Origin of the sequence: Parabacteroides leei, from assembly GCF_023369805.1 — a bacterium.
GTDB lineage: Bacteria > Bacteroidota > Bacteroidia > Bacteroidales > Tannerellaceae > Parabacteroides > Parabacteroides leei.
The window spans coordinates 86105-101970 of record NZ_JAMBQG010000007.1 but is presented as its reverse complement, the minus strand read 5'-3'; the positions used below and the strand labels follow the sequence as shown (position 1 = coordinate 101970).

Annotated in this window: 8 protein-coding genes and 1 pseudogene; 5 read left to right on the top strand and 4 right to left on the bottom strand. The window is 45.4% G+C overall.

Features of this window, described 5'->3' with window-relative positions; translation table 11 throughout:
• From M1P97_RS12040 to M1P97_RS26285, 4 genes are all read right to left on the bottom strand, one after another.
• Complete coding sequence (locus M1P97_RS12040) at positions 1–1422, bottom strand: glutamate synthase subunit beta (RefSeq protein ID WP_249389220.1); 1422 nt, start codon at positions 1420–1422, stop codon at positions 1–3.
• A gap of 32 nt (positions 1423–1454) precedes the next feature.
• The gene (gene gltB / locus M1P97_RS12035) at positions 1455–6053 is read right to left on the bottom strand and encodes a glutamate synthase large subunit (protein WP_249389219.1); all 4599 of its coding nucleotides are present in this window, start codon (positions 6051–6053) and stop codon (positions 1455–1457) included.
• Positions 6054–6359: 306 nt separating this feature from the next.
• A complete protein-coding gene (locus M1P97_RS12030) occupies positions 6360–7904 on the bottom strand; it encodes a sensor histidine kinase (protein WP_195372622.1) in 1545 nt (514 codons plus the stop codon).
• Between the two features lie 236 nt (positions 7905–8140).
• Positions 8141–8263: a hypothetical protein gene (locus tag M1P97_RS26285; RefSeq protein ID WP_262893291.1), complete on the bottom strand. Its 123-nt coding sequence runs from the start codon at positions 8261–8263 to the stop codon at positions 8141–8143.
• 196 nt (positions 8264–8459) lie between these two features.
• Here M1P97_RS26285 and M1P97_RS12025 point away from each other — a divergent pair, with 196 nt between their 5' ends.
• The 5 genes and pseudogenes from M1P97_RS12025 (at position 8460) to carA (ending at position 15783) form a co-directional block, all read left to right on the top strand.
• The gene (locus M1P97_RS12025) at positions 8460–9167 is read left to right on the top strand and encodes a DUF169 domain-containing protein (protein ID WP_122362598.1); all 708 of its coding nucleotides are present in this window, start codon (positions 8460–8462) and stop codon (positions 9165–9167) included.
• A gap of 229 nt (positions 9168–9396) precedes the next feature.
• A pseudogene (locus tag M1P97_RS12020) lies at positions 9397–9528 on the top strand (helix-turn-helix domain-containing protein); the annotation flags it as partial.
• Positions 9529–9595: 67 nt separating this feature from the next.
• Positions 9596–12544 carry a DEAD/DEAH box helicase gene (locus tag M1P97_RS12015; protein ID WP_249389218.1) on the top strand — a complete coding sequence of 983 codons (2949 nt, stop codon included), beginning with the start codon at positions 9596–9598 and terminating at the stop codon, positions 12542–12544.
• Positions 12545–12793: 249 nt separating this feature from the next.
• Positions 12794–14725 carry an amidophosphoribosyltransferase gene (locus tag M1P97_RS12010; RefSeq protein WP_249389217.1) on the top strand — a complete coding sequence of 644 codons (1932 nt, stop codon included), beginning with the start codon at positions 12794–12796 and terminating at the stop codon, positions 14723–14725.
• On the top strand, positions 14698–15783 hold the full coding sequence (gene carA, locus M1P97_RS12005; protein WP_195372617.1) for a glutamine-hydrolyzing carbamoyl-phosphate synthase small subunit: 1086 nt from the start codon (positions 14698–14700) through the stop codon (positions 15781–15783). Before M1P97_RS12010 ends, carA begins: the two co-directional genes overlap by 28 nt.
• Positions 15784–15866 lie beyond the last annotated feature (83 nt).

Sequence of the window (15866 nt, the reverse complement as noted above, 5' to 3'; positions counted from 1 at the left end):
TTATTTTGTTAGATAGTTGTCTATTGCTTTTGCCGTTTCCCTGCCCGAAGCCATGGCGCGGACGACCAGGCTGGCACCGCTGACGGCATCGCCGCAGGCGAATAGTTTGCTGTCGGCTATTTGGTGCTGATGGTCGACGACAATGTTTTTCCGGGTATCTACTGCCAGTGAAAGCTCTTTGACAAGACCTTCCTGTTCGGGATGGACAAAGCCCATGGCCAGGAATACGAGGTCGGCTTCGATGATCTCTTTCTTTCCCGTCAGTTTCATTTCGGGACGGCCTCCGTTTGCAGATGAGTGCCATTCTACCTCTTCCACTTCTACGCCTTTCAACGTATTTTTATCTCCGACGAAACGGCTGGAAGCGAGATTCCACCGGCGAAGACAACCTTCTTCATGGCTACTGCTGGTCTTTAGTACCTGTGGGTACATGGGCCAGGGAGTTTCAGGGTTATGACCGACGGGAGGTTGCGGCATGATTTCGATCTGTGTCACGCTTGCTGCACCGTGGCGGTTGGCTGTTCCTACACAGTCGCTTCCGGTATCGCCGCCGCCGATGACGAGAACTTTCTTGCCTTTACAGTTGATGATGTTTTTGGGAGGGATGACGATACCTTCCAAAAGACGGTTTTGTTGTCCCAGCAGTTCGAGGGCGAAATGAACGCCTTTCAGGTTACGGCCTTCGATCGGCAAGTCACGGGGAGTTTCTGCTCCGATGGCGACACAGACGGCATCGTATTCCTTTACTATATCCTTGGCAAGGATTTCTTTTCCTACCATGGTGTTGACCCGGAACCGGATACCTTCCTTTTCCATCAGGCGGATACGCCGGTCGATGATGTTTTTGCTCAGTTTGAAGTTCGGGATGCCGAAACGGAGCAGGCCACCCGGTAGTTCATCTTTTTCAAAGACTGTGATTTCGTATCCTTTGCGGTTGAGCCGGTTGGCAACAGTCAGTCCTGCCGGTCCGCTACCTATGACGGCAACGCGTTTACCGTTACGTATGGGGGTGACCGGCTGTACAAAACCTTCGCGGAAGGCGGCCTCGATGATGGCGACTTCATTTTCACGGATGGTAACGGGTTCGTCGCAACTCAGTTTCAGCACGCAGCTTTTTTCGCAGAGGGCAGGGCAGATGCGGCCGGTAAACTCCGGAAAGTCGCAGGTCTGTTCCAGTACGTGATAGGCTTCACGCCATTGTCCTTTGTAAAGGAAGTCTTGCCATTCCGGTTGTTTGTTTCCGAGCGGGCAAGCCCAATGGCAGAAAGGAACGCCACAGTCCATGCAACGGGAAGCCTGACGGCGGCGATCGCTGCTGTTGAGTGTTTGTTCTACTTCGCTGAAATCGTCGATACGATCTTCTACAGGACGATAGCCTGCTTCTTGTCTATGTATGGTGAGGAATGCTCTTGGATTTCCCATGATGTTAAAATGTCTAATATCAAAAAATCAGTTTAATAATCTCGTTGCATCTCCGCAATCTTCTGCTGCAACTTTTTCATCTGTTCTTCCTGCAGGACTTTCTTGTATTCGATCGGGACGATTCGGATGAATTCATCTACCTGTTTATCCCAGTTCTCCAATATCTTTCCGGCCAGATGGCTGCCTGTGTAGTGGTAGTGCTTACGGATCAGTTCATGTAGTTCCTTGCGGGTGGCACTGTCTTCGACCAGGGAGAGTTCGACCATTTCCATATTGCAGTAATAATCGAAATCGCCCTCCTTGTTCCATACGTAGGCCACGCCGCCGCTCATTCCGGCAGCAAAGTTGCGGCCTGTGCGTCCGAGGACGACAACACGGCCTCCGGTCATATATTCGCAGCAATGGTCGCCGACACCTTCCACCACGGCTATGGCTCCGCTGTTGCGCACGCAGAAACGTTCGCCGACACGGCCGTTGATGTAGACTTCTCCGCCGGTTGCCCCATATAATAAGGTATTACCGGCAATCGTATTGTCCTCGGCAACGAAGGTGGAACGTATCGGAGGCATCAGGCTGATCCGTCCGCCGCTAAGACCTTTTCCGAGATAATCGTTCGCTTCTCCTTCCAGACGGAAATGGACGCCGTGGGCAAGGAAGGCTCCGAAGCTCTGTCCGGCTGAACCTTTGAATTTTATATTGAGCGTATGTTCCGGCAGTCCGGCGTTTCCGTAACGTTTGGCTATTTCGCCGGAAAGCATGGCGCCGACGCTGCGGTCTGTGTTGGCGATAGCATAATCTAGCGATACTTCCTGCTGCTGTTCGATGGCTGCCTGTGCATGGCGGATGATGTCCGTATCTTTCACATTCTCTATTTGATGTACCTGATTGGTCACATGATGGATAGCTGTGTGAGCTGCTTGTTCCGGAAGATGCAACAGGTGGGAGAAGTCCAGTAAATCAGATTTACGGTACGCAGATGACACAGGTTTGGGGAATTTACGCAGATTTTTTAGATTTTGATCTGTGGTCATCTGTTCGATCTGCGTCATCTGTGTGCCATGAGTTCGTTTATCCACAATGAGATCCGTCCGTCCGATGATATCATCCAGCTTGCTGTAACCTATCTCAGCCAAGTATTCGCGAACTTCTTCCGCCAGGAAAGTAAAGAAGTTCACCAGATACTCGTGCCTTCCGTGGAAACGTTTTCGCAGCTCTTCATCTTGTGTCGCAACGCCGACAGGGCAGGTATTCATATGACATTTGCGCATCATGACACAACCCAGGACGATCAGGGCAGAGGTTGCAAAACCAAATTCTTCGGCTCCCAGCATTGCCATCAGGACGATATCGCGTCCGGTCTTCAGTTGCCCGTCGGTTTGCAGGCGGACTTGTCCGCGCAGATTGTTCATAACCAATGTCTGCTGCGTCTCCGACAAACCCAGTTCGGGGGGTAATCCCGCATAACGGATCGAACTGATCGGTGACGCACCTGTTCCTCCCTCTGCCCCGGAGATGACAATACGGTCGGCCTTCGCCTTGGCAACACCGGCGGCGATCGTTCCGACACCACTTTCCGATACCAGTTTGACACTGATCTCTGCTTTCGGATTGACATTCTTCAGGTCGAAGATCAGTTGTGCCAGATCTTCGATCGAATAAATATCATGGTGGGGAGGAGGGGAGATCAACGAAATACCCGGTATGGAATGACGGGTCCTGGCAATGATATCATTGACCTTATATCCCGGTAACTGGCCGCCTTCTCCCGGTTTGGCTCCCTGGGCGACCTTGATCTGTATCTCATCCGCGTTGACCAGATATTCCGTAGTGACGCCGAAACGTCCCGATGCCACCTGTTTGATCGCGGAGCGGAGTGACGAGCCATCTTTACGTGGCGTGAAACGTGCCGGGTCTTCACCTCCCTCACCGGTATTGCTCCGGCCGTGTATCTTGTTCATCGCCATGGCCATCGTCTCATGCGCTTCTTTGCTGATGGAGCCGAAGCTCATGGCGCCTGTGACGAAACGTTTCATAATTTCGGACGCAGGTTCCACCTGTTCGACCGGAATGGATTTTTGTTTCTTGAAAGTAAGGAAGTCACGCAGGAAGATGGGCGATTCTTTATCGTCCACCATATGGGTATATTCTTTGAACTTCTTGTAACTGCCCAGGCGTGTAGCCAGTTGCAGCGTGGAAATGGTTTCCGGGTTCCAGGCATGTTTCTCCCCGTCTTTCCGGAAGCTGTATATCCCTTTATGTTCCAGCATCTCATCTACCGGAAGGTCGAAAGCCTGTTGATGCAGAACGATCGCATCGCGGGCGATCTCATCCAGGCGTATACCGCCGACGTTGCTGGTCGTACCGCCGAAATAGGTGCGCGCCAGTCCGGCATCCAAACCGACGGCTTCGAACAGTTTGGCTCCGCGATAACTGCGGATGGTACTGATTCCCATTTTGCTCATCACTTTGAAAAGCCCTTTGCAAATGGATTTTATATAATTTTTGCGTGCCGTCTCGTAGTTCAGCTGTATTTCATGTTTCCCTTCCAGTTCTTTCAGGATGGCAAAAACCATATACGGATTGATGGCACTTGCCCCGTACCCCAACAGGAGGGCGGCATGCATAACCTCGCGCATCTCGCCGGTTTCAACGACCAGGGCTGTCTGCACGCGTTTTTGTACGGAGATCAGGTGATGATGTACGGCACTGACGGCAAGCAGAGACGGGATGGGTGCCCTCTTTTCATCTACGTTCTTATCGCTCAGTATGATGTAGTTCACGCCGTCGGTAACGGATTGTTCCGCTTGTTTGCACAACTCGTCGAGGGCTGCTTTCAAGCCTTCCCGTCCTTTTCCCACTTCAAACAACATAGGCAGTTTGACTGCGTTGAATCCTTTATAGCGGATGTTGCAGAGCAAATCCAATTGTGTGTTGGTCAAGATCGGATGATTCAGCCGTACCATTTTACAATGGCTTTCACTCGGCACAAGGATATTATTACCTACTGCTCCTATATATTCTTCCAGGCTCATGACCAGTTCTTCGCGGATCGGGTCGATCGGCGGATTGGTCACCTGGGCAAATTGCTGACGGAAATAATTGAACAATAACTGCGGACGATCGGATAGAACGGCCAATGGCGTATCATTCCCCATAGAACCGACCGGTTCGGCACCTCCGGTACACATCGGCATGATGATCTTTTCCACATCTTCGCGGCTGTACCCGAAGGTGCGTAACATTTTACTGTAGTTTTCGACTGTATGGGGTATTTTACGTCCCGATTTCAGTTCGTCCAGTTCCACGCGGTTGTTTGACAGCCATGTCTTATAAGGTTTGGCTTCGGCGAGTTGTTTTTTCAGTTCGCCGTCATAATATATTTCGCCTTTCTCCGTATCGACCATCAATATTTTTCCCGGTTGCAGACGGCCTTTCTCTTTGATCTCGTTTGCTTCAAAATCCATTACGCCTACTTCGGAAGCTACCAGCATCATGTCGTTTTTCGTGATTAAGTAGCGTGCCGGACGCAAACCATTACGATCCAGCATTCCTCCCGCAAACCGTCCGTCGCTGAATAACAGGGCAGCCGGTCCGTCCCACGGTTCCATCAGAATGGAATGATATTCATAAAAGGCTTTCAAATCCTCCGATATCGGATTCTTCTCATTCGTACTTTCCGGTACCAGCATCGCCATGGCATGAGGCAGACTCAATCCGGAAGCAACCAGAAACTCCAGCACATTGTCCAGTGAGGCGCTATCGCTCATCCCCGGTTGAATGATCGGGCGGATACTTCCTATATTCCCGATAGTAGGTGAGGTGAGTACGCTTTCACGTGCTTCCATCCATCCTCTGTTTCCACGGATCGTATTGATCTCCCCATTATGTGCCAGCAGGCGGAACGGTTGTGCCAGGCTCCATGTCGGAAACGTATTCGTGCTGAAACGGGAGTGAACCAATGCTAATCCGCTTGTGAAGTAATTATTTGTCAGGTCGGGAAAATAATGACGAAGTTGCATCGACTCCAACATTCCTTTATATACAATATTCTTAGTGGATAACGAGGTCACATAGAAGTCCTTTTTGCCAGCCAGGTCAGAGGCTGCCACTTTATTCTCAATACGTTTACGGATAACATACAACTTCAATTCCAGCTCCTGTTGGTTATCGCATCCGGTCACGAAGAGTTGTTTGATATCCGGTTCGGTAGCTAGGGCATCCTTCCCCAATATATCACTGTTGACCGGAACTTTCCGCAGATGCATCAGGGTAAGCCCTTCCTTTTCAATCTCTTCGATCATAATACTGAGGATGGCGGATCGCTGTGTTTCGTCTTTAGGAAGAAAGACCAGACCTGTACCGTATTTCCCTTTTTCCGGTACGGGAATCCCCTGCAACAGAATAAATTCGTGAGGAATCTGCAATAGAATACCAGCACCGTCCCCCGTCTTGTTATCTGCACCTTCTGCACCACGGTGACGCATATTTTCCAATACTTTAAGGGCTGACTCTACAATGTCGTGCGATTTTCCTCCGTGAATGTTTACCAACATTCCTACACCGCACGCGTCATGTTCATTCGCAGGATCATATAACCCCTGCTTTCTGTTCAAATAGATCTGTTCTTTCATTGTTTGTTGACCTTATGTTTGCGTAATACCTATTTTGTTGTCAAATTGCTTTGCAAATATAGGATGTTTCTTTCATTGTGATATATGTTATGGTGTTAAAGAGTGACGTTTTTTTTCTTTATCAGAATGGATGGTTTCTATTTGATATGATAATTGTTGTTTTGATATCAATATGAAGTATATATGGTGCTTTTTACTTTTAATCTGAAAGACGTTCTTTCTTGAAATAGTCGAATAAACAACAAAAAAGCCTTCCAGTTTTCCTGAAAGGCTTTTATTAGAAAATAAAGTGATTAATGTTTTCTCTTAGATCTGTAATACCAGAATAAACCTGCATCCTTTTTTGTAATCTTTATCGATCGACAAGTTTCCATTCAGTTTATTGGCGATCAGGGCACAGATTGGCAATCCGAGTCCGTCGCCATCTGCCAGGTCTTTGACTTCGTTGAATGGCTTGAACAGGTTCTCTTTTTGTTCATCAGGAATTCCTGTACCGTTATCTGTTACGATAAGATGGCAAAGATGAGCTCCTTTTCTTTTGAATTCCAGCCATATTTTACCGGATGTCGTGTATGAAGCAGCATTATTCAGCAAATGCAGTAAGACACGTTCCAGCTGTTCCGGATTTGATTTTACTTCCAATTGAGGAGCATCTACGATCACTTCTACATCAGGATGTATCTTATCCTTTACTTTATCCATCGCTTTTTTGCAGAAACTTCCCATGTTGAAGGATTGTGTCTCGTAAGTCTCCATTAAAGAGCTTTCAAGAGAAGAAAGTTCCTGGATGTTCAAGCTGAATTGTTTCAAAGCATCTACACGTTTCTGGATAGAAGCCGCTTGTAGGGGAGCTGTATTACGTAATTCTCCAGCCGACATATTAAGCATATTGAGCGTAGGCTCCATTTGTTCGGAAATACTTTGAATAAATTTGGTTTGCTGTTCACTATGCTCGTTGGTTGTCTGGATAATGTTTTTCAGCTTTTTGTTGAGTACGATGAAACGTAACAACAGGAAGGCAAGTAAAGCCAAAGCCGCGATAAGAATAACCACCAATGTGCAGAGACCTACTATCATGTATTGTTTGCCTGATAGTTTGTCATCTTTTTCCTGTATGGTTTTCTGGCTTTCATCATATTTCAGTTGCAATGCTCCCAGTTCATCCTGTGCATTGAGTGCCTTTACTGAATCGGTCCAGACGATATACTTTTCATAGGTACGTTCCATTAACGGAGCATTATTTGCCGTACGGGCAATAGTGATCAGATGTCTGTAACATTCACTCACTTTGTCGTACTCTTTTTTGTCTTTGAACTGGTTGATCAGTTTGTTAAAACTGGCGTCTCCCTGGTCGTTTTGTCCGAAGGTATAATAATAGTTTGCCTGGGTATATAATAAATCTTCGGCAAGCTTGTCGCTACCTGCCTGACTGACCAGGTTATCCAGAGTATTCAACTGAAGTTGGGCCTGCGCTGCATTTTTGAGCTTGATGTACATTTGTAGCCGCTCTTTTGTCAGTTGGAAACGCTGGTCGTAGAATGTTTTCTGTGCTTTATCTTCTTCGGTTAACAGATATTGAGTCATTTGGCGGCAAAGGTCGAATGCTTCCTGATAATAGTTCTCACGATAATAAAGATATGTTGCTTTAGTCCCACAATCAATGGCTTGTGTGTAATCCCCTTCACTGGAAAAGGCTTTGTAGGCTTGAAGGAAAAGGTAACGGGCTTTAGTGTAGTCTTTCTGTTCCAGGCTACTTTGCGCCTGCTTCATTAGATCATTGGCTCTGTTTTCTGCCTTGAGGGTTGTGCAGAAACAGAGAACAAGAGTGATGATAAAATACATGATTCTCATAACTTCAAATTTAATTTTAAGCAAATATATGTATTTATTCAAAATCAATACATGAAGTTCTACTGAAAAATTTAATCAATGTATCTTTTATTTGTTGGAATTATGCTTTTATTTCTATTTCGTATATCCGTGATTCGTCCTCCCAGGGATGGTATCCTTGTCCTATATATCTGAATCCCAACTTTTCATAAAAGCCTATATGTTCAGTGCTAAGGTATAGTTTGTTGAAACCAGCTTTAACCGTATCTTCTTTGGCTTTCTCCATACATGACTGGATATACAGAAGGCCATTTACTTTGCAGATAGTTGATCGCTATGTCTTTGTAGGCCGGATTTTCTTTTACAGATATAATTTTCATGATGTTGTATTTAATGTTCAAAGTTCATACATGGCTTTTGATTTATATTGTAATGATTGCTCAAATATACTATATATTCTATATAATGTGATTATCTGCGGAAATTTTAAATTTTATTCTTAAGGAAATACCAATATACTCTATATATAGAATTGATTTATTCGTATATTTGACAAAACCAATAAATAATCAGATCATGGACATAAAGGTATTTCTCAATAATTATCGTGAAGCATTTGGTGAAAAAGTGGATCTTCCAATTGTCTTTTGGTATTCAGAGCAACCGGTAAACTCTGTTGATAAAATCGGAGGATGTTTATTCAAATGTATGAAGGATGTCAGGGACGGGCAAACGGTTACTTTGAGTGTGGAAAATATCGGTTGTGGCGGTGGAAAATTCTATACCGGTTTTACAGAGATGCCCGAACGGATTCCAGGATTTGTGTCTTTAAAAGAAAAATATAAACAAACCCCTGAAGGTGTTTCTGAGTTTTTGGAAGAACTGCAAGTTCCGAGAGCAAAGATGGATTATCTGAATTTTGCCCGAATGGATAAAGTTGAGAACTTCGATAATCTGGAAGGAATTCTGTTTCTCGCAACACCCGATATGCTTTCTGGCTTAGCTACCTGGGCATTTTTCGATAATAATTCACAGGATGCCGTTACTTCTTTATTTGGCTCCGGTTGTTGCTCTGTAGTCACACAAGCTGTTATTGAGAATGCGAGAGGGGGAAAGCGTACTTTTATCGGATTCTTCGACCCTTCCGTGCGTCCTTATTTTGAACCGGATATTTTAAGTTTTATGATACCGATGTCACGTTTCAGGGAAATGTACGATACGATGCGAAGTAGCTGTTTGTTTGATACGCATGCCTGGGGAAAGGTAAAAGCTAGGATGGAATAAAGAAATTCTGATATTGTATAAACCTCTATGCATTGTATTTAAAATGATTTTTTATGTATTTCATGAACAAGCATGCTTTAGTTGCACGTTGAAAGTGAAACAAGTAAGCACATTCATAATTTTATAATAAGCTCTGGAGGAATATGGGTATGAAAACTTGCGTCTGGAAGATATTTCCTGACAAGCCCGGAAGAGGTAACTATATGGTGTCTATTGATGCCATAAATTAGTGTTACTCCAATCTACCGACTACACGATACAGGAGATATCCCAGTTGCTCCATTTTCCGGATCAGTCTTATTTGGGACGCTATTTTAAAAGGCATACGGGGATGTCGGCAAGTGAATACAGGGAATTGTAAACAAAGAATGCTGTTAAGAAGCGTTTTTCTTGTAACTTTGTTCTTTTAATTAAAAAAGAACAACTGAATGCCGGAAAATCATCTTTTGATAATCGCATTAAGTAACCATTCCAATCTGGGACCTTTGCTTATTCCTTATTTTGCTAGGGAGGTATCGCCGGGAATGATCAGTGTGGAGGAACAGGTTTCCCATGCCGGAAAAGAAAATGATCTGTCCGAATTAGAAAGGCAGATTATTGCTATTGCCGAAAGTTACTCGGAGAAGAATCTTATGAAGATCTATTCGAAGGAGCGAACGCTTGCCGGTTTTCTGAAGTCGGTGACGACAGATATGCGGCAAAAGCTACTGCGTCCTTTTATTGATAAGAAGATCAGGCAAATGATCCGGCTGATGCAAATTCATAAAATACCGGTGTATAATAAGGAGGCAGGCGTGAAGTTGCTTTATGAGCATGACCGGGTGTTGTTTTCTGAACATGTTGCAGAAGTTTCTTTTCGTTTTGAGATTACGGAGCAGACCTTTCGTTATACTGCAATTTGTAAAATGAATGGTGAAGAGATCTCCTTACAGCAAAAACGGCGTTTTATGGTCTTTTCTTCTAAACCGGCGGTATTGTTTCTTGACAGCCATCTGCTTGTTTTTAAGCGGATAGAAGCGGCGCGGCTAGTTCCTTTCCGGTTTAAGCGGTATGTGGAAGTTCCGGTTGCTGAATTAAATAAATATATGGAGAAGGTGGTGCTTCCACTGATAAGCGATTATCCTGCCATTTCTGTGGGGTTTGATATCATTCGTGAGTCACGTGCTTGTGTTCCGGAATTGTCGGTCGAGAGATCGATCCATGATGACCCGGTCTTACAACTCCACTTTCGTTATGGCGACCATTCCTTTTCTCCGGGCCAGGAGCCCCGTTACGCTTATCCGTCTTTGAAGGAAGAGGAGGGGAAGCCGGTTGTATATTACTATGTACGTGATATCAGACTGGAGCAAACCTATGTCGACCTGTTAAAGCAATGGGGGTTCCGGCAGGTATCCGATACCCAGTTTGCCAGGAATGACCTGGGAGGAGATCATACTTTCATTGATTGGTTACAGCAGCATCGGCAGGAACTACAATCCTGTTTTTCTTTTGTAAAAAAGGAAACCTCTCTTTCTTTCTATTTTGGCGAAGTGTCGTTGACACAGGAGATTGCCTCTTCCCCTGATTGGTTCGATATCCGAATAACTGTCAGGATTGGTGATTATCAGTTTCCTTTTATCCGTTTTAAGAAAAATATTCTGGAAGGAAAACGCGAATTTGTCCTACCTGACGGTCAGATCGCTTTGTTACCGGAAGACTGGTTTGAGAAATACAGTGACCTCTTTGCTTTAGGCGATGGAAAGCAGGATGAGATTCGGGTTCGTAAAATGCACCTGGGACTTGTTGCCGCATTGGAGGGAGGGGAGGATTCTATACAAAAAGAATATGTACGGAAGGAATCGGTGACAGTACCTCCGAAGATAAAAGCGACTTTGCGTCCTTACCAGCAGGAGGGTTTCTCCTGGTTGGTTCATTTGGCGGCAAACGGTTTCGGCGGTTGCCTGGCGGATGATATGGGGCTGGGTAAAACTTTGCAGACTATTTCTTTATTGCAACATGTATATGACCCGAACGAGCCGGTCAGTATAGAATATACTCCGGTATCATCGGGAAAAGTGACGGCAGATCAGGACGGACAATTCTCTTTTTTTAGCGAAGAACTACCTGATGAGACAGAGTACGATGCGATTAATTTCAGGGTAGAGACTCAACAAAACCTACCGGCGACTTTGATCGTTGTTCCCACTTCTTTACTTCCGAACTGGAAAAGGGAAATACGGAAGTTTAGTTCGTTAAGCGTCTATTCTTATACTGCTACTACCGGGCAGAGGCAGAAAGACCCTTGTAAGAGTTTCAGCCGTTATAATATCGTTCTGATCACCTACGGATTACTTAGAAGGGATATCGACTTGTTAGAAAACTATCGTTTTACTTATGTGATACTGGACGAAAGCCAGAATGTAAAGAATCCGGCATCGGTAACTTATCATGCAGTAGTCCGTTTGAAAAGCGATCATCGTCTGGTATTGACCGGGACGCCGATCGAGAATTCTCTAAAGGATCTTTGGGCGCAATTTAACTTTATCAATCCCGGTCTGCTCGGTTCTTCTGACGGTTTTCGGAAATATTTTATTCTTCCGATCACCAAAGAAGGAAATGAGAAGGTCGGAAAAAGATTGCAACAAATTATACGTCCTTTTTTCCTGCGACGTACGAAGTTGCAAGTAGCACCGGAACTTCCCCCGTTGACGGAAGAAGTGGTTTATTGTGAGATGACACCGGAGCAACGTGAGATTTACCTGAAAGAGAAAAACGTTCTGCGTAATACGATCTTGCAGGAACGAAACAAAAACTCTTTTGTAGCTCTAAACGGTATTACCCGTTTGCGTCAGTTAGCAAACCACCCACAAATGGTTATGCCTGTGTATACGGGCGGTTCGGGAAAGATGGAGCAGATATTGGATGCTTTCGAGACATTGGTCAGCGAAGGGCATAAAGTATTGATCTTTTCTTCTTTCGTCACCCATCTTAATCTGTTGGCTAGAGCTTTTATTGAACGAAAATGGAAATATGCAATGCTTACAGGCAGTACAGTCGACAGGGAAAAAGAGATTACTCGCTTCTCTACCCAAAGCGATGTCTCCGCTTTTTTCATATCCTTGAAAGCGGGGGGAGTTGGTTTGAACCTGACGGATGCCGATTATGTGTTTATCATCGATCCCTGGTGGAATCCGGCGGCTGAACTACAAGCCGAAGGTCGTGCACATCGTATCGGACAAGAAAAGCAGGTATTCGTATATCGTTTCATCACAGCTGATACGATTGAAGAAAAGATACGTAACCTGCAGGAATCCAAAAGTGAATTGGCAGAAACCTTTATCTCCGAAAATGATCCGTTAAAGTTGTTGACAGACCGTGAGTGGGAAGAGTTATTGTGAGTCTTTTTTGTTAAAGTTGCTAATATACTATTAGTATATCTTTGCCCATTCTTACAATTTACATCCCGTGGCTTCCTTCTCCTTTTTGTTTGTTACTTTGTCGAAACAATACGGAAATATATAATATTTTAACTAAATGCTGGATAAAATGATTATTTCTATTAATGTGTCAATTATTTTGCATTAATATGAACATTGTGTTTGATAAAGTACGTATCTTTGTGGTCGAAATAAACAAGATAGAACCAGATGGAACAACTTAAACATGAGTGTGGAGTCGCCATGGTCCGGTTACTGAAGCCTTTAGAATATTATCATCAAAAGTATGGTACCTGGATGTATGGGTTGAATAAACTCTATTTACTGATGGAGAAGCAGCATAACCGGGGGCAGGAAGGGGCCGGTTTAGCCTGTGTAAAGTTAGAAGCAAACCCCGGTGAAGAATATATGTTTCGGGAACGAGCATTAGGAACAGGAGCTATAACCGAGATATTCGCAGCCGTTCACGAACATTACAAAGATTTACCGCCCGGTAAATTAAACGATCCGCTTTTTGCTAAAGCAAATCTTCCTTTCGCCGGAGAACTTTATATGGGTCATCTCCGTTACAGCACCACCGGTAAGTCCGGTATTTCCTACGTCCATCCTTTTTTACGCCGCAACAACTGGAGAGCCAAGAACCTCGCTCTTTGCGGTAATTTCAACCTCACTAACGTAAACGATATTTTTGAAGAGATTACGGCTATCGGACAACATCCGCGTAAGTATTCCGATACCTATATCATGCTCGAACAGATGGGACACCGCCTGGATCGTGAGGTAGAGCGCCTGTATCAGAAATATGAAGGTGAGGGACTGAAAGGAATGGAGATCACAAACGCTATTGAAGCACATGTCGACCTATCGAATGTACTGAAACGATGTGTGCCGACCTGGGACGGAGGATTCGTGATCTGTGGCTTGACAGGTAGCGGTGAGTCCTTCAGTGTGCGCGACCCGTGGGGGATACGCCCGGCTTTTTATTATGTAGACGATGAAATCATGGTACTGGCTTCCGAACGTCCGGTTATCCAGACGGCCCTGAATGTACAGGCTGAAGATATAAAAGAACTGAATCCCGGAGAAGCAGTCTTTATCAGCAAGGAAGGTCGGTTCGGAACCTCACAGATCGTGCAACCGAAGGAGAATAAAGCCTGTTCGTTCGAACGTATTTATTTTTCCCGTGGTAGTGATGTGGATATCTACCGCGAACGTAAGCGGTTGGGGGAGAACCTGGTGCAACCGATATTGAAAGCAGTCGATCATGATATCAGGCACACTGTCTTCTCCTTTATCCCCAACACGGCTGAAGTGGCCTATTTCGGTATGCAGGAAGGATTGAACAACCACCTGAACAAACTAAAAAAGGAATGGATTGCTGACCGCAGTCACCTTTTGCAGGAAGAAGAGCTCGACCAGATACTTTCCATGCGTGTTCGTGCTGAAAAAGTAGCGATTAAGGATATAAAATTACGTACCTTTATCGCCGAAGGAAACAGCCGTAACGATCTGGCAGCCCATGTATATGATATAACCTATGGAAGCATCGAACCTTTTGTCGATAATCTGGTTGTTATAGATGATAGCATCGTAAGGGGAACAACACTAAAACAGAGTATTATCGGCATCTTAGACCGCTTGCATCCGAAGAAGATCGTGATCGTCTCTTCATCGCCTCAGGTCCGCTATCCGGACTATTACGGAATCGATATGTCGCGTATGAATGAGTTTATCGCATTCCGGGCGGCAGTGGCTTTGCTGAAAGACCGTGGTATGGAGTCTGTTCTGACAGAAGCCTATCAGAAGGCGAAAAAGCAACAGGCGCAGAAGGATGGTCCGATCGTCAACTATGTGAAGGAGATATATGTACCGTTTACCGATGAGGAAATCTCTGCCAAGATGGTAGAGTTGCTTACCCCGGCTGGTACACGGGCAAAGGTCGAGATCGTCTATCAGACGCTTGAAGGTCTGCATGCCTCTTGTCCCGATCATCCGGGCGACTGGTATTTCTCCGGCGATTATCCGACTCCCGGAGGGGCACGGCTGGTAAACAACGCCTTCATTAATTATATGGAAGAAGAATATTTAATCAACTCAAACGTAAGTTTTTATTTATGCAAAGAGAAAAAACAGCAACTTTGATCTTAGACGACGGAACTGTTTTTCGTGGCTTTTCTTTCGGCTACGAAAAGGAGGTGACCGGCGAAGTAGTGTTCAACACTGCGATGACGGGTTATCCGGAAAGCTTGACCGACCCTTCTTATGCCGGTCAGTTGATGGTGTTAACATATCCGTTGGTGGGTAATTATGGTGTGCCGGCCCGCACGTTCGGTGCGGATGGGATAGCTACTTTCATGGAGAGTGAAAAGATTCATGCAGATGCCATTATTGTAAGCGATTACAGCCATGAATACAGTCATTGGAATGCTGAAGAAAGTCTGGGAAGCTGGTTGAAGGAAGAAGGAATACCGGGAATTTACGGAATCGATACACGTGCCCTGACCAAGAAATTGCGTGAACATGGGGTGATGATGGGAAAGATCGTCATCGGTGACGCAAAGACTGATCTTACCGACTTCGGACAATACGGAAATGTGAATTACGTCGACAAAGTCTCTTGTAAGGAGGTGATCACTTACGGGGAAGGCGAAGGAAAGAAACGGGTCGTCCTGGTGGATTGCGGGGTGAAGCATAACATCATCCGCAGCCTGCTGAAACGGAATGTGACTGTGATCCGGGTTCCCTGGAACTATGATTTCAATACACTGGAATATGACGGCCTGTTTATCAGCAATGGCCCCGGTGACCCGGATACCTGCGATGCTGCTGTTCAAAATATCCGTAAAGCTTTGAGTGGCGATAAGCCGATCTGCGGTATCTGCATGGGTAACCAGCTGTTGGCCAAGGCCGGTGGAGCCTCTATCTATAAACTGAAATACGGACACCGCAGCCATAATCAGCCGGTGCGTATGGTAGGAACGGAAAAGTGTTTTATCACCTCACAGAATCATGGGTACGCGGTGGATAACACAACGCTGGGTACTGATTGGGAACCACTCTTTATCAATATGAATGACGGTACGAACGAAGGTATCAAACACAAAACGAAGCCTTTCTTCTCCTCCCAGTTCCATCCCGAAGCATGTAGCGGGCCGACGGATACGGAGTTTATGTTCGATAAATTTGTCGAGTTACTGTAAAAGAGGAATGCAGGTGATGCATCTTTGCGCGATCAGGCAACACTCCTTTGCGTGAACAAGCGAAGCTTCTTCGCTAACGGTAG